This is a genomic window from Sporosarcina sp. YIM B06819, assembly GCF_033485175.1.
Taxonomy (GTDB): domain Bacteria; phylum Bacillota; class Bacilli; order Bacillales_A; family Planococcaceae; genus Sporosarcina.
In genome coordinates this window covers 1-21,410 of the sequence record NZ_JAWLIQ010000025.1, presented here as the reverse complement: position 1 = coordinate 21,410, position 21,410 = coordinate 1, and the positions used below count along the sequence as shown (strand labels likewise).

Annotated in this window: 31 protein-coding genes and 2 pseudogenes; 31 read left to right on the top strand and 2 right to left on the bottom strand. The window is 37.2% G+C overall.

Annotated elements, in window-relative coordinates; all coding sequences use genetic code 11:
* Window positions 1–35: 35 nt before the first annotated feature.
* The 12 genes from R2B72_RS15295 to R2B72_RS15240 all read left to right on the top strand — a co-directional run bounded on the left by R2B72_RS15295 (window position 36) and on the right by R2B72_RS15240 (window position 6,898).
* Complete coding sequence (locus R2B72_RS15295) at window positions 36–497, top strand: hypothetical protein (protein WP_318617563.1); 462 nt, start codon at window positions 36–38, stop codon at window positions 495–497.
* A gap of 50 nt (window positions 498–547) precedes the next feature.
* The gene (locus tag R2B72_RS15290) at window positions 548–811 is read left to right on the top strand and encodes a hypothetical protein (protein ID WP_318617562.1); all 264 of its coding nucleotides are present in this window, start codon (window positions 548–550) and stop codon (window positions 809–811) included.
* A 46-nt stretch (window positions 812–857) separates the two neighbouring features.
* Window positions 858–1,430: a hypothetical protein gene (locus tag R2B72_RS15285; RefSeq protein WP_318617560.1), complete on the top strand. Its 573-nt coding sequence runs from the start codon at window positions 858–860 to the stop codon at window positions 1,428–1,430.
* A 28-nt stretch (window positions 1,431–1,458) separates the two neighbouring features.
* The gene (locus R2B72_RS15280; RefSeq protein ID WP_318617559.1) at window positions 1,459–2,340 is read left to right on the top strand and encodes a class I SAM-dependent methyltransferase; all 882 of its coding nucleotides are present in this window, start codon (window positions 1,459–1,461) and stop codon (window positions 2,338–2,340) included.
* Between the two features lie 32 nt (window positions 2,341–2,372).
* Complete coding sequence (locus R2B72_RS15275; protein ID WP_318617558.1) at window positions 2,373–2,807, top strand: hypothetical protein; 435 nt, start codon at window positions 2,373–2,375, stop codon at window positions 2,805–2,807.
* 142 nt (window positions 2,808–2,949) lie between these two features.
* Complete coding sequence (locus R2B72_RS15270) at window positions 2,950–3,723, top strand: SDR family oxidoreductase (RefSeq protein ID WP_318617557.1); 774 nt, start codon at window positions 2,950–2,952, stop codon at window positions 3,721–3,723.
* Between the two features lie 44 nt (window positions 3,724–3,767).
* Window positions 3,768–4,064, top strand: coding sequence for an antibiotic biosynthesis monooxygenase (locus R2B72_RS15265; RefSeq protein WP_318617556.1), 297 nt, complete (start codon window positions 3,768–3,770; stop codon window positions 4,062–4,064).
* A 14-nt stretch (window positions 4,065–4,078) separates the two neighbouring features.
* On the top strand, window positions 4,079–4,633 hold the full coding sequence (locus R2B72_RS15260; protein WP_318617555.1) for a YdcF family protein: 555 nt from the start codon (window positions 4,079–4,081) through the stop codon (window positions 4,631–4,633).
* Between the two features lie 320 nt (window positions 4,634–4,953).
* Window positions 4,954–5,478 carry an NUDIX domain-containing protein gene (locus R2B72_RS15255; RefSeq protein ID WP_318617554.1) on the top strand — a complete coding sequence of 175 codons (525 nt, stop codon included), beginning with the start codon at window positions 4,954–4,956 and terminating at the stop codon, window positions 5,476–5,478.
* Window positions 5,479–5,506: 28 nt separating this feature from the next.
* Window positions 5,507–5,947, top strand: coding sequence for a hypothetical protein (locus R2B72_RS15250; RefSeq protein ID WP_318617553.1), 441 nt, complete (start codon window positions 5,507–5,509; stop codon window positions 5,945–5,947).
* A gap of 108 nt (window positions 5,948–6,055) precedes the next feature.
* On the top strand, window positions 6,056–6,532 hold the full coding sequence (locus R2B72_RS15245) for a DinB family protein (RefSeq protein ID WP_318617552.1): 477 nt from the start codon (window positions 6,056–6,058) through the stop codon (window positions 6,530–6,532).
* Between the two features lie 96 nt (window positions 6,533–6,628).
* A complete protein-coding gene (locus R2B72_RS15240; RefSeq protein WP_318617551.1) occupies window positions 6,629–6,898 on the top strand; it encodes a hypothetical protein in 270 nt (89 codons plus the stop codon).
* A 38-nt stretch (window positions 6,899–6,936) separates the two neighbouring features.
* Here R2B72_RS15240 and R2B72_RS15235 read toward each other — a convergent pair whose 3' ends face one another.
* Window positions 6,937–7,266, bottom strand: a complete 330-nt coding sequence (locus R2B72_RS15235) for a YqzG/YhdC family protein (RefSeq protein ID WP_318617550.1) — start codon at window positions 7,264–7,266, stop codon at window positions 6,937–6,939.
* Window positions 7,267–7,307: 41 nt separating this feature from the next.
* On the opposite strand from R2B72_RS15235, the gene R2B72_RS15230 reads away from it, so the two are divergent.
* The 13 genes and pseudogenes from R2B72_RS15230 (at window position 7,308) to R2B72_RS15170 (ending at window position 16,991) form a co-directional block, all read left to right on the top strand.
* On the top strand, window positions 7,308–7,703 hold the full coding sequence (locus R2B72_RS15230) for a hypothetical protein (RefSeq protein WP_318617549.1): 396 nt from the start codon (window positions 7,308–7,310) through the stop codon (window positions 7,701–7,703).
* Window positions 7,704–7,723: 20 nt separating this feature from the next.
* A complete protein-coding gene (locus tag R2B72_RS15225; protein ID WP_318617548.1) occupies window positions 7,724–8,320 on the top strand; it encodes a hypothetical protein in 597 nt (198 codons plus the stop codon).
* Window positions 8,321–8,367: 47 nt separating this feature from the next.
* The gene (locus R2B72_RS15220; RefSeq protein ID WP_318617547.1) at window positions 8,368–9,054 is read left to right on the top strand and encodes a hypothetical protein; all 687 of its coding nucleotides are present in this window, start codon (window positions 8,368–8,370) and stop codon (window positions 9,052–9,054) included.
* 99 nt (window positions 9,055–9,153) lie between these two features.
* Window positions 9,154–9,696, top strand: a complete 543-nt coding sequence (locus tag R2B72_RS15215; protein ID WP_318617546.1) for a GNAT family protein — start codon at window positions 9,154–9,156, stop codon at window positions 9,694–9,696.
* 81 nt (window positions 9,697–9,777) lie between these two features.
* Window positions 9,778–10,665 (top strand): ABC transporter ATP-binding protein, encoded by an 888-nt coding sequence (locus tag R2B72_RS15210; RefSeq protein WP_318617544.1) that lies wholly within the window; start codon window positions 9,778–9,780, stop codon window positions 10,663–10,665.
* On the top strand, window positions 10,662–13,127 hold the full coding sequence (locus tag R2B72_RS15205) for an ABC transporter permease (protein WP_318617543.1): 2,466 nt from the start codon (window positions 10,662–10,664) through the stop codon (window positions 13,125–13,127). The genes R2B72_RS15210 and R2B72_RS15205 overlap by 4 nt, the downstream gene beginning before the upstream one ends.
* Window positions 13,111–13,215, top strand: a pseudogene (locus R2B72_RS15200) (nucleoside deaminase); the annotation flags it as partial. The gene R2B72_RS15205 and the pseudogene R2B72_RS15200, both read left to right, overlap by 17 nt.
* A 108-nt stretch (window positions 13,216–13,323) precedes the next feature.
* The gene (locus R2B72_RS15195; RefSeq protein WP_318617541.1) at window positions 13,324–13,488 is read left to right on the top strand and encodes a hypothetical protein; all 165 of its coding nucleotides are present in this window, start codon (window positions 13,324–13,326) and stop codon (window positions 13,486–13,488) included.
* On the top strand, window positions 13,485–13,760 hold the full coding sequence (locus tag R2B72_RS15190; protein WP_318617540.1) for a class I SAM-dependent methyltransferase: 276 nt from the start codon (window positions 13,485–13,487) through the stop codon (window positions 13,758–13,760). Before R2B72_RS15195 ends, R2B72_RS15190 begins: the two co-directional genes overlap by 4 nt.
* Before the next feature lie 21 nt (window positions 13,761–13,781).
* Complete coding sequence (locus R2B72_RS15185) at window positions 13,782–14,069, top strand: hypothetical protein (RefSeq protein ID WP_318617538.1); 288 nt, start codon at window positions 13,782–13,784, stop codon at window positions 14,067–14,069.
* Window positions 14,070–14,279: 210 nt separating this feature from the next.
* Window positions 14,280–15,092 (top strand): aminoglycoside adenylyltransferase domain-containing protein, encoded by an 813-nt coding sequence (locus R2B72_RS15180; RefSeq protein ID WP_318617537.1) that lies wholly within the window; start codon window positions 14,280–14,282, stop codon window positions 15,090–15,092.
* 17 nt (window positions 15,093–15,109) lie between these two features.
* The gene (locus tag R2B72_RS15175; protein ID WP_318617536.1) at window positions 15,110–15,616 is read left to right on the top strand and encodes a nucleoside deaminase; all 507 of its coding nucleotides are present in this window, start codon (window positions 15,110–15,112) and stop codon (window positions 15,614–15,616) included.
* 298 nt (window positions 15,617–15,914) lie between these two features.
* Complete coding sequence (locus R2B72_RS15170) at window positions 15,915–16,991, top strand: Rpn family recombination-promoting nuclease/putative transposase (protein ID WP_318617534.1); 1,077 nt, start codon at window positions 15,915–15,917, stop codon at window positions 16,989–16,991.
* Window positions 16,992–17,100: 109 nt separating this feature from the next.
* Here the strand turns inward: R2B72_RS15170 and R2B72_RS15165 are convergent, their stop codons facing one another.
* Window positions 17,101–17,505: a hypothetical protein gene (locus R2B72_RS15165; RefSeq protein WP_318617533.1), complete on the bottom strand. Its 405-nt coding sequence runs from the start codon at window positions 17,503–17,505 to the stop codon at window positions 17,101–17,103.
* Between the two features lie 88 nt (window positions 17,506–17,593).
* On the opposite strand from R2B72_RS15165, the gene R2B72_RS15160 reads away from it, so the two are divergent.
* The 6 genes and pseudogenes from R2B72_RS15160 to R2B72_RS15135 form a co-directional block, all read left to right on the top strand.
* Window positions 17,594–17,959, top strand: a complete 366-nt coding sequence (locus R2B72_RS15160; RefSeq protein WP_318617531.1) for a hypothetical protein — start codon at window positions 17,594–17,596, stop codon at window positions 17,957–17,959.
* A 421-nt stretch (window positions 17,960–18,380) separates the two neighbouring features.
* Complete coding sequence (locus tag R2B72_RS15155) at window positions 18,381–18,620, top strand: helix-turn-helix transcriptional regulator (protein ID WP_318617530.1); 240 nt, start codon at window positions 18,381–18,383, stop codon at window positions 18,618–18,620.
* Complete coding sequence (locus R2B72_RS15150) at window positions 18,610–18,960, top strand: DUF2178 domain-containing protein (protein ID WP_318617528.1); 351 nt, start codon at window positions 18,610–18,612, stop codon at window positions 18,958–18,960. The genes R2B72_RS15155 and R2B72_RS15150 overlap by 11 nt, the downstream gene beginning before the upstream one ends.
* A 46-nt stretch (window positions 18,961–19,006) precedes the next feature.
* Entirely contained in the window at window positions 19,007–19,183 is a 177-nt protein-coding gene (locus R2B72_RS15145) for an ATP-binding cassette domain-containing protein (protein ID WP_318617526.1), read from the top strand.
* 241 nt (window positions 19,184–19,424) lie between these two features.
* A complete protein-coding gene (locus tag R2B72_RS15140) occupies window positions 19,425–20,648 on the top strand; it encodes a translocation protein TolB (protein WP_318617525.1) in 1,224 nt (407 codons plus the stop codon).
* Between the two features lie 227 nt (window positions 20,649–20,875).
* Window positions 20,876–21,410, top strand: a pseudogene (locus R2B72_RS15135) (DNA replication protein DnaD); the annotation flags it as partial.

Genomic DNA, 21,410 nt, shown 5'->3' with positions numbered 1-21,410 from the left:
TGATTGCGTAAAAATTATAAAGAGGGTGTTATCCAATGGGCTGGCTTGAAGTGAAGGATCAAAAGGATATCAAAAATATGATGGACACGTTTGGATGGTTTCATGATAGTTGTTTGAAAGAGCTATATATGTCGACAGAGAGTTATGTGAATGAAGAGCTATCAATGGCTGTGCCATCAGGTTTGGATACGAATGTGCGAATCCTTTTCCAAAGGCAGTTTCGTAACCCTTCTGCTATTGAATTATTATTCGAGGGGGTTACCCAGTTTCACATTTTACCGAGCCCAGAAAACTATGACTCTATCATTTATGATGCATCGCTTCTTTTACATAATGACTTTTTTTATTGGTTGGATCAGGGTGACTGGAAGCCCGGAGATAAAACATTTGATTCAACTAGTTGGATCGCAGCTACACGTCTAAAGTGGCGTGATGCAAGTTCGTGGATGGGTAAGGAAAATCGGTATGGTGTTATTGAGAAAACACTGAATAATTGAACCGTTAGCTTGTGAGGAATGGTATGATTTGGTTAAAGAGGTGAAAAGGTGTGGGGAAAAAGAAATTGAAATCGTTTGAGATTCCGAGTGGATTTTTCTTGTTAGGTTTGTTGTTTTTGATAATAGGCGGTAGCGGTGAACAAAATGCGATCAACTTTTCGGGAATCAATGCCGGTGGATCATGGACAACTTCGGAGAGTTTAATAAATGCATTTATATTTATTCCAATTATTATAGGGATCAGCTTCTTGCTTTTAGCGATTAGTACTTTTTCTATACTATTTTATTTCCAGCAAAAAAATGCCTCCCTATGAATTATAGTTTCAAATTCATAGGGAGGCATTCTGAAAGAGGTGCAAAATGACAAAAAAAAGAATTTATTTGTCCATAGTAATTCTTGGGTTTTGTGTTTCATGGAGCTATTTATTTTTTTATAAAAACTATTCGAATGCTGGGAAATTTAAAAATGTAACTGAGCGTGATGGCTATACATTGAATCTAATTAAAGATAAAGAGGCTGTTGAATTTTATATTAAGCCTGAATGGATACCTGCTAATGGCGCTAGCGGAAAAAAGTATGCGATAGAAGTGACGAGTAAAAATAATACAAATATTATATTGGATAATGTTTTAAATAGAGGGGATGATATTTATTTCAGTTTTGAAACTACGTACAATATGAATTATCACAAGGGAAGCTTTATGTACAATTTGATCATTAACGAGAATGGGTCATTTACCTCTAACTCCTCTCATACGGATTTTCATTTTTATAACAATAATAATGAAATAATTGAAGTAGGTCATCAAACTGGCCGAGGACCTGGTTCATCATTTGGGTTTGCCATTGATTCAGAGGATTACGATTTAATTAAGGATGGATTTTACGTTAACTATTCGGGCTTTAATCTTTATGAGTATTATAAGAATTAAGCGTAGACGAAATGAAGGGGAAACTTAAATGGAGAAGTATTATTGGGATACCCAACTGGAATACCTCAAAAGAACGAGAGATTTATATTATAACGATGACTATTTAGAGTTTTTAGTGAAATTCGTTTGGAAGATTTCTAAACCAGTACACATCATTGATTTTGGTTGTGGATATGGATACTTAGGGCTCAAATTATTACCTATTTTACCGCAAGGATCCAAATATACAGGGATAGATAAAGGGCAAGAACTTATTAATAAGGCGATAGAGTCCTTTCATAATCTTCCGTATGAAACTGAATTCTTTGTAGCAGATACTAATGAGATTGAATTAGAGAATAAGTATGACATTGCTGTTTGCCATGCTTTTTTATTACACATGTCCGAACCGAAAGAGATGCTTCAAAGGATGGTAAATTCTATTGTTAACGATGGAAAAATAATTTGTTTTGAACCACACTGGATTTCAGGTATGTCATCATACGAAATTGAAGGGTATAAACAATCACAAATTGTTCCACTTGGTATTCTACAGAAGTTATTCGAAGAGAGTACAAATAAAACTGGAAAAGATGGAAATGTTGGAGCGAAAGTGCCTAATTATCTATATGAATTGGGCGTGAAGAACATCGAGTGCAGAGTCAGTGATAAGGTAAACTTCCTCCATCCCAATATGAATCAACAAGATAAGCAAAAATTGTTTTATTCGCTTAAAGAAGAAGGGGTAGGTGGAGAACCTGTAAATAAAGAACAGTTTATTGAAGGTTTGATAAAACGTGGGGTTACATCGAAGGATGGACAGGAACAATATGAGGCCGAACTGCTGTTTTCACAAGTATTTAATATGGATTCCTCTTTACTATACGCCCCCAGCATGAAAATTACTTTTGGAGAAATAAAAAAATTGTAATTATAAAAACGAACATTAAGGGTGAAAGGATAATGAAAGACAAAAAACGTTTCAAAAGCACAAATAATAGAGTAGTACACGGTAAGACACCAGAAGAACGTTTTAAGGAAATACACGGAATAACAATAAAGGAATGGAGCGAACAACAATTCAAAGCTACACCCGATGACTGGTATATTAATAAGACGAAATCTACAATACCTTTTGATTTTATTAAAGAACACTACGATACTGTTACCGAGGATGATATAAAGCTTGTTAAGGATTTACAGTTATTAGGATTAAAAGATGGCGTAATAAGTGTATTACTTGATTATGTAGCAATTGTTAGTAGAATCGGAATGGTTCACGCATTGGTAAGAGAAATGGGTAGAAATTGGCACAAGGAAAATATATTAACTGTTGAAAAGGCTATTAACTTTGTGAGAGAAGAACAGAAGAAGTACAAAGACTCTTCAGAGAAATAATTACTAATTTCTTCGTTACCATCAAAGTCCTTTTTCAAGTAACGAGTGCTTTAGTGAAAGAAGAATACATTATATACAGAAGAAGTCGGTAGGATAGTTGAATAAAGGATATTCAGTATGAATAAAAAGGGGAGATGTTTTTATGAATCATCTAAAAGGGAAAATTGCTGTTATTACGGGTGTCAGTCGTCAAAAGGGGATTGGGGCGGCTATTTGTAAGGAGTTAGCTGAAGAGGGGTATCATATATTTTTCACTTATTGGACGGAATATGATAAGAAAATGCCTTGGAGCATTCATGTAGACGAGCCAATGAAGTTAAAAGAGGAATTAGTACATAAAGGGGTTATGGTATCGTGTATGGAGCTGGATTTAACACGAAATGATGCACCTGAGCAACTTTTCAGCAACGTTTCTGAACAGCTGGGTGATCCCGATATCTTGATAAATAACGCAGCATATTCAACGAATAACGATTTTTTAAACTTAACTGCCGAAGAATTAGATCAACATTACATGGTAAATGTTCGTGCAACAACACTATTAAGTAGTAAATTTGCTCAAAATTTTGATAAAAAATCTGGTGGAAGGATTGTCAATATGACGTCGGGTCAATTTCAAGGCCCCATGCCTGGCGAATTAGCCTATGCAACGACGAAAGGTGCAGTCGATGCATTAACCATTACATTGGCAGCTGAACTAGCTCCTTTAGGAATAACGGTCAATGCCGTTAATCCAGGTCCAACCGATACGGGATGGATGACAGAGGACATTAAACTTGAATTAACGCCAAGGTTTCCTTTTGGCAGAATAGGTGAACCGAAAGATGTAGCAAAAATGATTAAATTTTTAGTGAGTGATGACGCGGATTGGATTACAGGTCAGATTATTCATGCAGAAGGCGGATTTAAACGCTAACGTCAATCGTGCTTTGGTGATTTTTTTGATTAGGAGGAAATTGTATGATATTGGAAGCGGTTATGCTGCAAGTTAAGGAAGGAATGGAAGCGGAATATGAAGAAGCATTTCGTGATGCTTCTGAAATGATTTCTTCAATGAAAGGCTACATATCTCACCAATTACAGCGCTGTATGGAAATCGAAGGGAAATATTTACTATTGGTTCAGTGGGAGACGTTGGAAGACCATACGATAGGATTTAGACAGTCCAACGAGTATCAGCAATGGAAAAAGAAGCTACATCATTTTTATGATCCGTTTCCAATAGTTGAACATTTTGAGCAGGTTCAATTGTACTAGAAAGGAAGGAAAAAATGACGTATCCATTTGATTGCATTACCGACTTTATTTTTGTGGAAACTGAAATTGTTCCAGCAGATGTCATTTTAGTGCCTGGTGCTAACCATCCTCAACTAATGGAGAAAGCTGCCTCTTTACATAAGCAGGGATTTGCACCATACATACTACCATCTGGTGGATATAAACCGCATGTAGGAACTACTGAGTGGAATTTCTTACGGAATATTGGTATTGAAAACGGAGTGCCAACAGACGCCATTTTAAAGGAAAATCAAGCACAGCATACGTTGGAAAATGCTCGTTTTTCGTTGGAGGTTCTAAAACAAGCAGGCATACAACCGAATAAAGTAATCATTGTTTGTAAAGCAGGGCATGCTCGCCGCGCATTATTATGTTATCAATCTGAATTTCCAAGAGGAACCGAGTTTCTGGTTTCGCCTGTGGTAGATAGGTACGGAATAACCAAGGAAAATTGGTTTTTATCCGAAGTCGGGATACGTCGTATCATGACCGAGGTTGAGAAAATCGGTAAGTACTTTGGTGATTTGATTCCGAATTGGGTGAAGTAAACCATGCGAAGTGTTCGGAAAAGATGGATTGGGAGGGGAATCCATATGAAGGTCATTCTTCAAGCAGTTATTGGTTCTCTTGCAATTCATGTAATTTTCATAGTAAGTATGCTAGTAGTTGGTTATATAAAAACGAGGAATTATTAACCGAATAGTGACGATACAGTGGTGATCCTTCAAGATGAAGTTGTTTTTGGTAAGATTATATCTCTTGATTTCAGTTTATTGTCAATCATAGGAGTCGCCGTTATTTTGGGATTTATAATATTTTTATATAAAAAGTTGTCCAATAAAAATAATAGTACCACTGAGGAGGAAATATGATTTTTACTAACGTGATGGAAGAACAACAAATTGAAGGCGATAGTAAGGTGAATTATAGAGAAGCTATCAGAGCTGTTATAGTACGAAAAAATAAAATCCTTTTAATCCATACAAATAAGGGAGATTATAAGTTTCCAGGCGGTGGGGTAGAAGGTCTGGAAAGTCATTCGGAGTGTCTCATTAGAGAGGTGGCAGAAGAAACTGGATATGTTAACTGTATCATTAAAGAAAAGCTAGGGTCTGTTATTGAAAGGAAATTTGATGAATATGACAGCGCGGCTTTATTCCAAATGACTTCGCACTATTATCTGAGTGAATTAATAAACGATGAAAAAATCGCTCAACAATTAGATGATTATGAGTCCGCTCAGGAATTTAGTCCGGAATGGGTTGTCCTTGAAGAGGCAATTGAGCAGAATGAAAAATGTATGAGTAGCTTCGAATATAACCCATGGGTAAAACGTGAAATTATGGTTTTGAAGGAAATCAAGAATAGATTAAAGTTGTTGGATTGCAAATAATAGATGAACCCAAAAGGAAGTAGATTTTATGGATGCTAATTATAAGTGCTCTATTGATATACGTTTCAATGGCGGAGATATTCAATTTGACGTTTCGGATGGCATGCAGTCATTTAGTTTTAAATCAGGTATAGGTTTTGTTGCAATCCCTCATTTTTTCTGGACGCTTTCTTCTTTATATAAGGGAGATATCAGTGAGGCACAATTGGATTGTCACGGAAACTCTGATTATTATCTATTTTCTAGAGATGGTACAAACCTTTTGATCAAACATATAGGTCATTATCCAGAAGGTATATTTAACTATCAATTTAAGCTGAAAGACTATATGAAAGCGATTGATACAGGATTTCAAAAATATTTGCAGCAACTTGAAAAGGAAGGAGTATTCCCTTTAAAAACGCAAGAATTTGGTCATCCATTAGGTGAAGATGTATTAAATGCTTTTAATGTTTTTTCATCACTTTAAAACCGTTAATTTTATAAAACTATACATGGTATTTCGATAAAAAGAGAGATTCTAGTGCCAAAAACTAATTCTTATTGTCATAAACAATTATAGATGGGAGTGTTTCCATTGATCAATTTTTTTAAATACAACTGGCAAGTAAGAGATGAATGGTTTGAATGGTGTAATCAACTACCAAAAGAGGAGTTGATAAAAGATCGAACTGGTGGAGTAGGAAGTATTTTATATACGCTTTTTCACATTATTGATGTTGAAAACAGCTGGCTTCGCAGTATTCAAGGTAAAGAAGATGTCGTCGTTGAGTTTGCTGATTATCATACACTTGATAAGGTTAAATCACTCTCAAATACATTACGAAAAGAAGTAACTGAATATTTAAAATTAAATTTAGAGGAATTTAAAAATGAGCTTGTGAGTGTTCCTTGGGATGAAGATACATATACTGTTGATGAAATAGTACACCATATCATTACTCATGAAATTCATCATATTGGTCAGCTTTCTGTATGGGCAAGAGAATTAGAACTAAGCCCTGTATCTGCTAACTTTATTGGCAGAGAGTTAAAGTCTGTCTACTCTTATTGAAGAAATAGCTAGCTATATCTGAAGTACATCGAAGAAGCTAAAAAGTAATAGGGCGATTCATGTCAAATAGTTATAACGTTGAAAGGAGGCGCAACAATGAAAAGGACAGTTATTGGTGGTTTTATCATGATGGCGGGTTTATTGACTACACTAACTATCATTTTGGTGGCAGCACTATATGTTCCTAGTATAAACAGTTGGTCTGGTTCAAAGTTGTGGTATGCCATATTTGGGGCAAAGCGATATGGAAATGAGGTTGTTGATAGTTTATTTTTAGGATTCCCTTTTATTGTAGGTTTATTGCTTGCGATTTTGGGGCTAGTCATACTGGTAATGGAGTATTTTGATAAATCTTTAGTAAAGTGATTTTCGTTAACGATCATATTGCCACCGCTTGTGCTCACTTATTTGGAGGTTTCCTGAAATGTAATGGCAATCACTTTTTCAGTATTCGTGGCAAACTCAATTGTGACTAAAACGCCGAATTCATGGTCACCATCTCTGAGCCAGAGCTTAAACTTTTCAATTGTCGAATCATCCTTTACTTCGCGGCCTTCGTGTAGATAGTCAATAATGGCTGCATGGGGATATTTGGATTGCGTCTCTTGCATAGCGAGACTTCCCCACTTTGCGTAGGCGGGAATTCCTGGTTGCGCATGAGCGATAGTTGAGATAGGTGTTGCTGAAGAGTTAACAATCATGAAAATTCCGAGTGCAAGAAACGTTTTTCGCATAATAAATGACATCTCCTTTTTTATTAGGATGCGTAGTTTGTTTGAAATTATTCTATAACGCCCCAGCTAACAAAGTCGTTGCAACAGCTTTTTTCTTATTGCACAAGCTGGTTGAAGGAGAGGATTTTATGGCATTAGAAGAAGGAGTTATAGATTTGTTAATAGGCGGTTTCGCAATTGTAATGGGAATTGCACTATTCACTACGCTGTTACTTTGGATAAAAAATAGAAATAATAGCACTCCATACATCTGTACAATATTACATTTCATTTTATCTTCAATTTCCGCATACTTTTCCGTAAAGGCGATTTCTTTCGATAATCAGCACCCAATGGCATCTGAAGAGATTTCGCTTCAGATTGGCATTGCGGGAGTTGTTTGGGCTTTAGGCATGTTATGTTTCCTAACAGGGATATTTAAATTTTCTAAGAAATAAAAGCTGAAGGAGCAAATAACATGAAGAAAATATTTTGGGTAGTAGCCTTGTCGGTATTTGTGTTAAGTGCTTGCGTCAATAACGATTCGCAATCAAATACGATTTCAACTGTTGAGTTAACAGAGAGGGAGAATGCGCTATTAACAATTACTTCGGATAAGTCATTTGTTTTTGATTTCAATAGTAATGGCGAATTCAAAGTAGTATCTGTGTGGGTTGAAAAATATGAATTCGGGAAATTCGTTAATGATAAAGTAAGCTCTATATCAACACCCGTAGAGGAAAATGGCACGATTATTTTTGCAACCTCAAAAGCAGATGGCAGGCAGAAGCAACAAACATTCAATATAGGAATTAGTGGCAATGGTAGCACGGGTTCGGTAAGTGGCTTTGATGAAAATGCAACTGATGTAGATAAAATGTCAAGTGTATGGGGCGACTTTCAAGAAGAAAGCAAGTCGATAGATGGAGAAGTAGTACTAGCAAGCATCTGTTATTCAAGTGATGAAAGTGGCATGAGTAGCCTATCCACCGATTTTTATAAGGATATTGAGGGTCATATGAGTGAGTTAGACGAGTATGATGTTGTTTATCTTTTAAAAGCACAATTTAAATAAGTGGATAGGACGCTTTACTTAAAAATACATATTGTGAGGTGTAAAATATGGCTTTAGCAATTATTATTACACTAACATTATTACTTGGAATAGCGATGGTATTGATTTGTGGGAAAGAGAATCTCAAGGGGATGATTACTCCGTTACTTATGTTAGGGGCAGGCGATTTCTTGTTTTTATATGTAAAATTTGTAAAAGGTGACATCTCCTTGATATTTCTTGCTTATTTATTCGCAATGGTTTTGGTTGTAATTCCTACTATTTGGTTAATCGCTATTGTGGTGAAAAGTAATGGGGAAAAAGATAGTGAGAAAATCGTTCGTGCGATTGTATTTTCCCTAACAATGACAATTATCATTGTTTTTGTCCCTTCCTTAAAGGCAGAAGGTAAATTCAGATTTTATCAAAAAGATTTTTACGCAGTTTCAGATGCAGTTTTCCAAGCATACGATGAAGGTGAAATATCGATTGGAAAACATTTTTCTAGTGATGAAATTGTGAAGAAAATGGAGAAATTAAAACGGTCTGCCGGCGTAGGTAATTATACACTGGTAGATAAAGATGTCATCTATTTTAGTTTCGGTGCTTTTTTCCATACGATTAGTGGCATTGCGATATGTAGGAACGGTAAAGATCCTTCCGTAGATCAAATAGTGCTACCGAGTTCCTTTGATGGTATGACTACATACAGGTATATAATGGATGGTGCCTATTATTTTAGTGATGGATTGTAAATATCATCCTTGGAAAATCAATAGTGAAATTGACGGTATGTTCGCCAGAGTGTGTGGAGCAGCTTTCAAGAAGAGAACAAGTACAAAGGAGTGAAATGAATGTTTCATTATAACGTTGATGAGGATCTTACACTAAAATTATTAACCCGGCATAATGCTACTGAACTATTTACGATTATAGACAAAAATCGTGATTTTTTGAGAGAGTGGCTTCCGTGGATTGATAGTAAAGAGACTGTTGAAGATTGTCAAAATTCAATTGACAGATGGGGACATAAATATATAGCCAATACGGCAATAAATGCTGGAATCTTCTTTAAAGGACGGCTTGTAGGAATGGTAGCTTTTCCAGACATCGATTGGCAAGGCAAGAAGACAAGCTTTGGCTATTGGCTTTCACCCGAATTTGAAGGAAAAGGCATTGTCATACGATGTGTTAATGAATTAATAAAGTATGCCTTCGATACATTAGACCTCAATCGCATTGAAATTAGTTGTGCGGAAGATAATGGTAGGAGTAGAGCCTTACCTGAAAAGCTGGGATTTGTTAAGGAAGGGATTTTGCGTGATCATTACTATTTGAATGGGGATGTACATAACTTGGTTGTCTATAGCTTGTTGAAAAGTGACAGGGGGAATTAACGACAGGTCCAATGTTTTGTAGATATTTAATATCCTCGTTGTTTGTCAGAGTGATGAACGTCTATAAAAGGGGGAGCTATTATGATTTTATCAGTGAAAGACATCTACAAATCTTACGGCAAGGAGCAAGTATTGAAGGGGATTACGTTCGACATTGAAGAGCCTAAGATCATAGCGTTGGTGGGTCCAAATGGTTCAGGGAAGTCCACTTTGTTGAATATTATTACGAATCTGTTACCTTCGGATAAAGGAGAAATCACGGTCTTAGGAAAGAGTAATCGGAATTCGAATATTTTTCGTGACATCTCCTTTATGCAGGATCATACCGTTTTGTATGATTATTTGACGGGCTATGATCATTTGCAGTTCATTGGGGATGTGCAGGGACTTCCGAAACGACAGCTGTTGGATACGGCGGATCAGATTGGCATCACAAGCTATTTGAATAAGAAAGTAAAAAATTATTCCCTTGGGATGAAGCAGCATCTGTTGCTAGCGATGGCCGTGGTGAATAAGCCGAAGCTACTCATTTTGGATGAACCGTTGAACGGTCTTGATCCGACAAGTGCGATTCGCTTCCGGGAGTTGTTGGTGTCGTTACATAGGAATGGAACGGCCATTTTGCTGTCCTCTCATAACTTGGCAGAAATTGACCGTGTGACTTCTTCGATACTGTTTTTAAAAAATGGGGATTTGATTCAAGAAGACATGTCTGAATTTGAGCAGGTCCGTTATCAGCTAGTGGTAAGCGATTGGAAGAAGGCGGAAAAGGCACTGGTTGCGGCAGGTATTCCTGTTGAGATTGTGGATGGACGATTGCATGTCTACCGAAGAGACGCTGCACTCGACGTTATTTTGCATGAGTTGGAACAACTGGATATTGTCATAGAAGATATAGAGAAAAAAGTGTTTGGATCGGAGGAACGGTATCGTAAAATTTTCTCTGAACAAACAGGTGTTGTGCTATGAGTCTATTGAAGTTTGAAATCAAGAAAATTTGGCGTCAGAAAAAGCTATTTTGGTTGTTATTTGCAGTATTGTTCTGTGTTGGACTCATTTATTGGCAAAATTACTCTCAACAGGAAAAGATGAAAGAACGCGCTTTAGAATCGATTCAGCCGTATATAGATGAGTCGGATGGCTTGTACCACTACTATAAGACAACAGAGGGAGTGAGTGGACTAGATAAGCTGCAAATGCAGCAAATGGAGCACATCATTGAAATCGGGACCGTATTTTTTAAGTGGAGGGGTGCTATTCAGAATGAAGAATGGGGTAAAATTCCTGCTATTGAGCATGAGTTCCTGAGTGCGATAGCGCTACTTGAGCAAGCTGATGGGGACTTCTCTACATTAGTTGGGGAGAAGAGGGAGCAAGCTATTCAAAAGAACGACTGGCTTCTCGCGCAAGGACTTCCTTTTGTGGATGAGGAATTTCCGTTATCTCCAGCGCTTGTGCTAAAAGAGAGTGCTACGATCTTGTGGAGTGCCTTAGGTATTTTGTTAGTAGTGCTGTTATTTGGAAATACGTTAATAGTTGAAAAGGAACAGCAAACCCTTTTGACATTGAAAACACAGCCAATCCCGAAATGGGAACGAATCATCGTTAAATACAGCAGTCTTCTCCTCGTCACTACTTTTTTTCTTGGAATCGTTATAGCTTTTGGATGGCTTATCCCATTTTTATTCGGGAACTCTATATGGAATTTCAACTATCCTCAACTCATTACTGCGGGGGATACGTTCACGTATATTTCGACAACGGATTATTTGCTACGTATGATCCTACTATTTAGCTGTGCTGCCCTATTTGTATTTAGCTTGGTTATCTTATTGAGTACCCGACTAAAAAGCTCGTTTAGTGTGTTGGTGGGGACAGCATTGGTTGGAGGCGCAGGTTTTTGGGTAACCGATTTGAATCCGGTAATACAGATGTGGTGGAACCCGTTTCAGTTCTTTCGTGTCGTTGCGGTTGTGTCCCAGTCAGGTGAAAGTTCATTTTGGCTATATCCTTTTACAGCTATCTGTTGGAGTGGATTGCTGTTGTTGACGTCCATTTGGATGCATGACAGGGAACAAGGGATGTTCATGATGACGGACCAAAAAAGACCTTTTGATCAAGGAAGAACCCGTCACTTTGTAACTGTAAAGGCAAGTGCAATTTTTGAATGGAGAAAAATGAAGCGCAGAGGTTTGTTGAGGCAATTGTCTATCGTCCTTGGACTTTTTATTTTCCTTGGTTATTTTATGGTTACACAACTCGCAAATGAAAAAGAAATCAGCTATATTGCAAATTTAGAAGAAGAAATTCTGTTTTACGAGGAGGAGCTCATCCCTTTTACAGAGGAGGAAATTGCCTCTCTTGATGATTCAAATGGAGCCGAAAAGTGGGAGTCCCAGCTGACCTTTTATCATGATATTTTAGCCAATTACAAGTCAGGTATGGCGGGATATGAGCACCAAGATTGGAATGCTTTTTACAACTATCAACTATTTGAGAATAGCCTATTAAATGGCAGTTTTAGTTCGGTTTTTATAAATACTGGGGCTGGACTTGATTCTTTCACTTTGGAGTCAAGTATTGAAGAGAAAAAATGGCTACTCGAGCAAGATATTCGACCTGTTTTTTCAGGGCACTTCCTCCCATCTATTTATGGAAATTGGGGGAATTTAAAGGAACAGAAGAAGAAATGGCATGAAGACAATCGAAAAGTCGACAATAGTGGGTTGTTTTCACTATATCTTTACTTTAATAGCTATCTGTATGTCATTCCATTGCTGCTTTTAGTCGTTGTAGTTGGAGCAGGTATTGCGGGCGAGAGGGGAAAGAAGCCTACCATTCAGCTATTGAAGACACAACCGATTGCCGTCCGTTCGATATTTTTGGGGAAGCTGTTGAATGCTTTGATTGTTGGATGTAGCGGCCTAGTGGGAATTAACGCATTCATTTTAGTCATTGGAACTATTTTCAATCGTTTTGGGGATTGGAATTATCCGATTTTGCATTATAACAGCAAAAGCATAGTAGAGTCTCCGGGATATAACGGGATGAGGGCATTCGAGGGTGGTTATCATTTTATGCCGCTAGGAGAGTATTTAGTGAAAGGCATTGTATTGTTCCTTTTTATCTTGTTATTTATGATTGCCCTATCTCATGTATTGGCATTATTCATTTCGCGTTCATTCGGCGTTTACACGAGCTTGGCATTGGTGAGCGGGATAGGGTATCTATTGAGTGAAAGACTAGGAGAGTACGCACAATTTTCTCCGTTCCTATATTTGAATATTGCTAGAGTTGTTAATGGGGAGATATCAACGGTGCTGAACAATCCGGGGGTGACCGTTTTCAATGGCTGCATGGTACTATTTGTCTTTTCTATTATTCTGATCATTTTGGGATATGTTGGTTTACGCTCTAGAACAACCATATGAAGATTTAATGAATAGACAACAAGAACTTATGAAGAAATGGGCGCTTAATCCGAATAACGTAATAAATTTACGGAATGCTGTTAAATAGAAAAATTTCAACTTTCATGGATACGACAGTCTGTGATGCACCCTAGCCGTAAAGTCAGAGGACACAACAGTCAAATAACATTCAAGTTAAAGAGGGGGGGGATTGCGAATGAATGAACAAAGTATCACCAATAAGAATGCTTGGGAATATCGTGCGTACGAATTTTGGAACAAAAGAGACGGATCTCCAATGGAAAAGGCTAAGCAGATATTGGAAAACCCGCAAGCAAGTTTAAAAAACACCAACAATATTTTACTCAAATTAAAGGAATGAAGATTGCTAATCTTTGTGGTTCAAATGGGAGAAAAGCTGTTCCGCTCTCTTTATTAGGTGCAGATGTAACCATATTTGATATATCAGAGGAAAACAAAAGATATGCCATAGAATTGGCTGATTGTGCAAATACATCTATTAAATATATTGTCGGAGATATTTATGATATTAATTTAACAGAATATACGGGTTACTTTGACATCCTTTACCTCGAAGGAGGAATATTACACTATTTTAATGACATTGATAAATTGATGGCTATTCTTTTTTAAATTCTAAAAAGTGATGGAAGCATGGTTTTAAGTGATTTTCATCCTTTAAGAAGATGCATAGGTTCAAATTGTGAAGTTATCCCAAAATACTTTGATAAAGAATTACATCGTGGAAATTTAACTTATAAACATTATTTTGAAGAGCAAGAACAACTGGACTTTCCCGATGTATCAATTAGGTCTTATACACTGAGTGAAATCATAAATTCAGTGATTACATCTGGTTTTACATTATCAAAATTTGACGAACATCGTGGTTGGGATAATGAAAATATCCCTTGGGAATTTACGATTTTGGCTTTGAAATAGATATTATTATTTAATTTCTATGAAGTGTAAATACTAAAAGAAGTGCAGCGGCTAGTTCCTGGCTCAGTTCCTCAGTTGGATTAGGGGGCTTCCGGTTCAGTGTGTAATTTAAGTTTTTCATCCTTTTAACAGAGTCAGTGGTAGTGAGGCGGGGTGCTTGAACAAGGTACGTGGTTGATATTGTAGTAGTGATAAGAGAGGGGATTATGAATGGGCACGGTCAGTAGTTGGAAAACCTGTTCTACAGACATAAAGGATTTTGTTACTCATCTGCTGCAGAAAACGAAAGAAATACTGAAAGATGATTTTCTTGGTTGTTATTTACACGGTTCTTTGGCAATGGGGGGATTTAATGCTAAAAGTAGTGATATTGATGTTTTGGTTATAACGAATAAAACAATGACTGTTGAAACCAAAAGGAAATTGGCAGAGTTATTTTTAAATTACTCCAACATGCCTTATCCTGTGGAAATAAGTTTTGTAAATATGGAACACTTAAAGAAGTGGACGCATCCGTGCCCATTCGATTTTCATTATAGTGAATTTTGGCGAGCGCGGTATCAAGATGATTTGTTAAAAGGGATGTATCTGCATTTAAATGGCGAGCTAAGCTATGATGCTGATCTAGCTGCACATATCACTATAGTCAATCATCGGGGAATTAGTTTAGAGGGACCTCCTATTGTTGAAGTATTCCCTTTGGTTCCACGTTCGCATTATCTAGCATCGATAATGGGAGACTTTCAAGAATGCTTAGACAATATTGAAGAAGACCCCGTTTATTGTGTATTAAATTTAATAAGAGTGTATTGGTACCTGAAAGAAGGAATTATTTCATCGAAGCAAGAAGCGGGGAACTGGGGGTTATCATCTTTACCAAAAGAGTTTAACTTTACTATTCAACAAGTGGTTAATAGTTACACAGGCGAGAAAGAAATCTATGATTTGGAGAAAAGTGATCTTTTAGCACTAAGAATTTATATAAACAAAAATGTTCAAGAGATATTTCACTTAATGAACTGACTAAGGCAGGGGAAATTATGAGTATGGATCAAGATAGATTTTTTTTAGAAATGGCATTGGAAGAGGCAGAGCAGGCATTAAAGGAAGATACATACCCAGTAGGGGCAGTCATTGTGGATGAAAACTTTAACTTAATTTCAAGAGGACGAAATAGGGTGCATCCAGCACAAGATGCAACGGCCCACGCGGAGATTGATGCGATAAGAAATGCGGGTCAAGCCATATTCAACGCAAAAATCAAACGAGAAAAGTTCACGATATACAGTTCATTAGAGCCATGCCCAATGTGTACAGGTGGAATTTTATTTGCAAATATCAAAAGAGTTATTTGGCTTCTAAATGACGACTTAGGATTTGGAGGTTATAAAAAAATAAAAGATTCCAAAGTTTTTGATGCAAAGTTTGATGGAGTAGAAATGATTGAAGAACCATATGAAGATCTAAAGAATAGACAACAAGAACTTATGAGTGAATGGGCGACTAATCCGAATAACGTAATCAATTTACGGAATGCCGTGAAATAACTTTTTTTAACATACATGAGTACGAATAGTGATGATTTCTAAACTGATAGAAAGAACACTATCACCAACGCTTGGCGCTTCGGCTATCCTAGTAAGGCTTTGCTGGAGACTAGATAAATCTCATAAGTAGTCAAAATTATTATTTAGGTCCTTTTTAGCCATTAAATCCTGATTTTGACCCCTTTTTTGACGTTTTAGCCTCATTATCGGATTGTGTACACATCCGCGGCAATTTACTTTTTATTTACACTATATTAGTCTGAGAATAGAAGGTAAACAATTCTGAAGGGGGTGTAAAATGGGTATGGGTACAGCATTAATATGGGAGAAGCCATCGGAATATCAAGCAGGTATAGTCGATCAGGATGGTTTATGGAAAAAGGTGATTGGGGAGTTGTTTGAGGATTTTTTGCTGTTCTTCTCGCCAGCGTTACATGCACAAGTTGATTTTTCGATTGAGGCGGAGTTTTTGCAACAAGAGCTTTTTCAGCATGTCATGAAGGACAAGTCGGGGCGTCGTTCGACGGATCAGTTGGTGAAAGTGCATGTAAAAGGCGGCGAGGAAAAGTGGATTCTTGTTCATGTGGAAGTACAAAGTGACAATGACAAAGATTTTGCAGAGCGTATGTTTCAATACTTTTACCGCATTTACGATAGCTTTGACCAAAAAATTGTCACATTGGCCATTATGACCTCGCCACATCGTAGCGAAAATCCAGCTGTGTTTCACTATGATTACTTTGGCACAGAACTGCATTATGCGTATAATAATTGTAGGCTCGTTGATTATGATTATCTCGTATTGGAGCAGTCTGACAAGCTATTTAGCAAAATTGTGCTAGCGGCAAAATATAGGCACGATACGAAAGATGACGCCGAAATTCGTTATACGTTTAAAGAAAAGCTGATTCGGGAACTGGTTAAAAACAACCGTTACTCTGACTCGGAAATACAAGCTGCCATTTACTTTATCGACTATTTGCTACGTTTGCCAGAAGAGTTAACGCAAAAATTATATAACACACTAACACCGATTATTCAAGAGGAGGGGAATGACATGGTTCAATTTAACAGTGGGGGATGGGGCCCAACAATGGATGCAGTTTTTGCGAAATTACGGGAAGATGCGGAGCGAATTGGATTGAAGCAAGGGATAGAGCGGGGATTGGAACAAGGATTAGAACAAGGATTAGAACAAGGATTAGAACAAGGGTTAGAACAAGGATTAGAACAAGGATTAGAACAGGGGTTAGAACAAGGCGTGAAAAAAGTGGTGCTTGAGATGCTGAAAAAAGGATTCACAACGGATCTTATTATGGAATTGACTCACTTGGAAGAAGACAAGATTGAAGAATTGCGAGAAACACTGCAATAAGGTATTAGAGCATAATAGAACCAACTAAGGCATCTAATGTCCCTTATTTGGTTCTTGTTTTGTATGGAAATGGTACCTGGTCTTCGCACGCTGCCAAACTAAACAGCTATTAGTTAACAATCAATACATCATTCTCTGGTGTCAGCGTACCATTCTTTTCATAATAATCACCTACTTTTCTTGCAAGCTTTACCGTTTTTATAGCATGATTTCCCTTTGCAAATACGAGTAGAAAAATATCCTCTCTATAATCTATTCCCAGGGTACTGCCCTTAAATTTAACATTCAATGATTCTTCTATGACACCTACAGTTGTATATGGCCCATAGACCGCTGCCTTCTCCAAGTCAAAATCAGTTAATGTAGACAGTTCGATTTCAGTCGAGCCACTTTTGGCCTGCTCTAAAATCATCTTAGCAAGTACTGTATCTTCACTAGTCCTATTAACAAAAAAATTAAGCATTGCAAGAACTAATGCAGCCCCACCAATCAATAAACTCCATTTCCTGAACATAAATTCCCCCCTATTTAAACATATATTAACGTAGTATGATTATTATTGTGAAAAAATAATTCAGAGACGAAGAAAGGGCAGTATTAACATGGAAAACGTATCAAATAAAGATAAATTGAAATCCATAAAATCCTTCCAATCGACAATCAGAAAACTTGAAAAAACTTTGGCTACGATGACTCAAAAAGGTGCAAATACTACCCTCGTAAACAAACGACTCAAAGCTAGTTGTATCGGCTTGGCTATGCTAGAAAACGTTTGGAATCAGAGTCCCCATCAGTACACCGAGGAAGATATAGCAGAAGCTCGCAATGTACTTACTGGTTTATTCCCATCAATTGAGAACAGTTATACCAAGTTAAAGGCAGGTAGTCCACAAAGAACACTTTTAGAAAGAAGAATTAAAGCTTTGGAACTAGCTATTCAAGCGATTGACGATTTTTCCAATGAATAATCTGTTTACCGGGTGTGTGAAAGTATAACAAAAGGACTTGCATATATGAAATTTAATCATACACGTAAGTCCTGTTCTTGTAGAACTAATCACCCGATAATGGAATGGACTAATAAACACAGTTCAACTGTTATAGATTTTTATGCTTCGCCGATAAATACTAGTAGTATGATTGACAATGAAACGCCAATGAAATAAATCCCGAAAATGAAAATAGGAGAATACTTGCAAAAATCGAGAATTACACCAGACCGGTATATGAACCTGACGGAATTATGAATTTCGTCAGGTTCTTTCTGCATTCTGGCTCTTGTTAAATCAAAGTAAATGAGCCTTTTATAAAGTTATTTCATTATTTAGTATAAGTATACTTTACTTTTGGGTAAGTTGAGATTATAATATGGAACAAGAGGTGATGGTCATGAAGAAAGATTTTGGCGATTCGATATCTAATAAGGTTTATGAATATCGTGTACTTGCCAGAATGACTCAGCAAGATTTAGCAGAGAAAGTCGGGGTTTCCAAACAAACTATATTCGTAATGGAAAAAGGAAATTATGTTCCGACTCTATTGTTGGCTTTTCGAATTGCCGATTTTTTTAATGTTGATGTAAACGATATTTTTACTTATTTGAAAGGAAATGATCAAATTGATAACTAATTTTTTCTCACATTTCCATAACGCAATTTTTTTGCCTTTAAAATCCTGGGCTGAACAATCTACGGGAAATTGGAATATTCTCATTGGAGTTGGTTTTTTACTGGTTATGGGTAGTTTGATTTTTGCCTATGTATTTTATAAGAAGATTGGGCAAGTCGACGAACGGACGAATATAATCTTTTTGAAAAGCAGTTACTGTATGCTGTTGGTCATTATTCTATGTGACATGATTTTCCCCAAAGACTATATGTGGAACATCTTTTTCTTGTTCAAGTATGGGCTAGCATTTTTAGCTGGTGGAATTTACATGGCTGTCCAGTATAAAAAGGATTTGTCGTAAGGAAAGGTCGTAGAGCGAGGGCCAGCTAAGGGTGGGGAATTAAAAGATGTTGGTAAATATGCTAACTAATCGATATGGAAATTCAATAGTTTTAAACGATCTTTCTTTGAATTTCATCCAAGGGGAAATCGGTGGTCTGATTGGAAGAAATGGCGCTGGCAAAAGTACCCTGATAAAGATTATATCGCAAACCTATGATGGTTCATTTGCAGACAATCATTAAGATGGGTGCTAGTCAATTAATGTGCGTGATTTTTGAAAATCATAAGCCTAATTCCTCGTTCAAGATAACGAGGAATTAGGCTTTTTTTATTTTTCTACCAATGAATGACAACTGTTCATCACTTTATTAATTTCCAGTAAAATCAGTTTTCTGAAAACGGGCCATATTGTTGAATAAGGATAGTTGTTAGGTACTTGGGCAAAATATGATTTGATAAATCTATTACGTAGGAGGCATTGACGTGAGAATTCGGATTTTATTAATTCTAATGATCATCTGTTTTCATTTTTCATCGCCAGCAAGTGCAGAAGTCCCACTAACTGCTGTATTTATCCGTGATCATCAGTTATGGCTCAAAAAGGATGGCCAAGAAATACAACTTACGAAGGACCGCTATGTGGATTCTGCGAAATGGTCTTATGACGGTCGTTTTATTGGCTATATTGATGGGGATGAAAAGGGGGATAAGTCTGATTTATTCATTTATGATACCCAGTTACAAGAAAGCTACCAACCCTACGTAAGGGTCGAAACATCTGACTATAAATGGTCTCCGAATAAAAATCAGTTGGCCTACACGGATCATGGTCTGTTAAATGTAACAAAAATAAAGAATGGCCGGCCGCATGGATTTGAGAATGTTTCATTAGGCGTTAGTGGTTTTGAATGGTTTCCGAACGGGCAAGAATTTATCGTTTCTGCACAATCCAATTTACTGCCAACAGGCTGGAGTCCAATCCCATTGTATAGAATTCCGGTAGATGCAAATCTTGCCAAAGATAAAATGCAGCCTTTTTATACGATTCAAACGACAATACCTGACTTGTTTGGAACTGATGCCGATTATTTTAAGTGGAGTGCTGATGGGAAGTGGGTGAGCTTTTTAGTGATTCCAACCCTTTCTTGGTCCATGGACAGCAATACATTAAGTGTTTTATCATCAAAAGGAAAAAACTTTCAAGCAGTGGGAAAAATGTTAGGGTATCAAGATTGGTTTAAGTGGGCTCCTTCGGCCAATCAATTGGCCTATATTTCAGGAGAAGGAAGATTTTTCGTTGAAAACAAGAAAACGACGATTGCCGGAATTCCAATCGTTAAACAACGACAATACACACCTAAAGGCTTTGTAGACCTTGATTTGGAATGGTACTCTAATGATTTGATCATTGTGGCTCGTGCGAAAGAGAACAAGGGGTGGAAAGAAGGACCTCCACCAACTATGTTCACATCACTTTACGCTATAAATATGACAACAGGAGAGCAACAACAAATCTCATTTCCAGGGAAGAATGAACTTGAGGAAGATCCTCAAGTAGTTGGAAATACCCTTACTTGGTTTCGAACTACGGCAGAGCAAACTAAAGGTGATGTATGGGTAAAAAATACGTTAGATGGTCAAGCGTATATATGGCTTAGAAATGTAGATTCCCCTCCAATATTTTTTACTCCGCAGCAAAGTCCTTAACAATATGTTGAAAATCATAAGCCTAATTCCTCGTTCAACATTCGGAGGGGTTAGGCTTTTTTTACCTTTCAAAATTCTTAACGTTCCCGCCTTTTGAAATTACTTTCATCACGCTGTCCACTTTTTCGAATGGTTTGTCTATGTATAGAGTGAAAGCATTGTTCGTCTAGGCAAAAGACGTCGTGCTTTCTTCGATAAGACGCATTCAAAATAGAGGAGGAGTTTTTATGAATTTATTAATAAATGAGTCACCACTTCAGGTGCTTCCGTCGCTCGCAATGCAGGTGGGATTGAATGAGGCTATGGTGCTCCAGCAACTGCATTTTAGATCGCTCATTTCGAATAATGTGCGGGATGGGCATAAGTGGGTTTACAAAACGTATGAAGAGTGGAAAAACGAGGAATTCCCATTTTGGTCTGTCGATACGATTAAGCGAGCAATTCGTAGACTGGAGAATAAAGGGTATATCATTGCGACCGCTTCTTATAATCGGATGAAAATGGACAAAACGAAATGGTACCGCATTAATTATCCAAAGCTTCAACTTTTAACAGAGCAACCTGCAATCGTGCCGACAGCAAAATCAGCTGAAGAGGAAGCGCAATTTGCCCCCGCTACTGACGGCGAAATGCCCCTAGCAATAACCAAAGAGAATAAGAGTATCAAGAAAGAGATTGTCGAGCATGAACTCGACGTTGTATCTGTTATTGATTATTTGAATGACAAAACAACTAAGCAATTTAATGCGTCTTCAAAGGCGA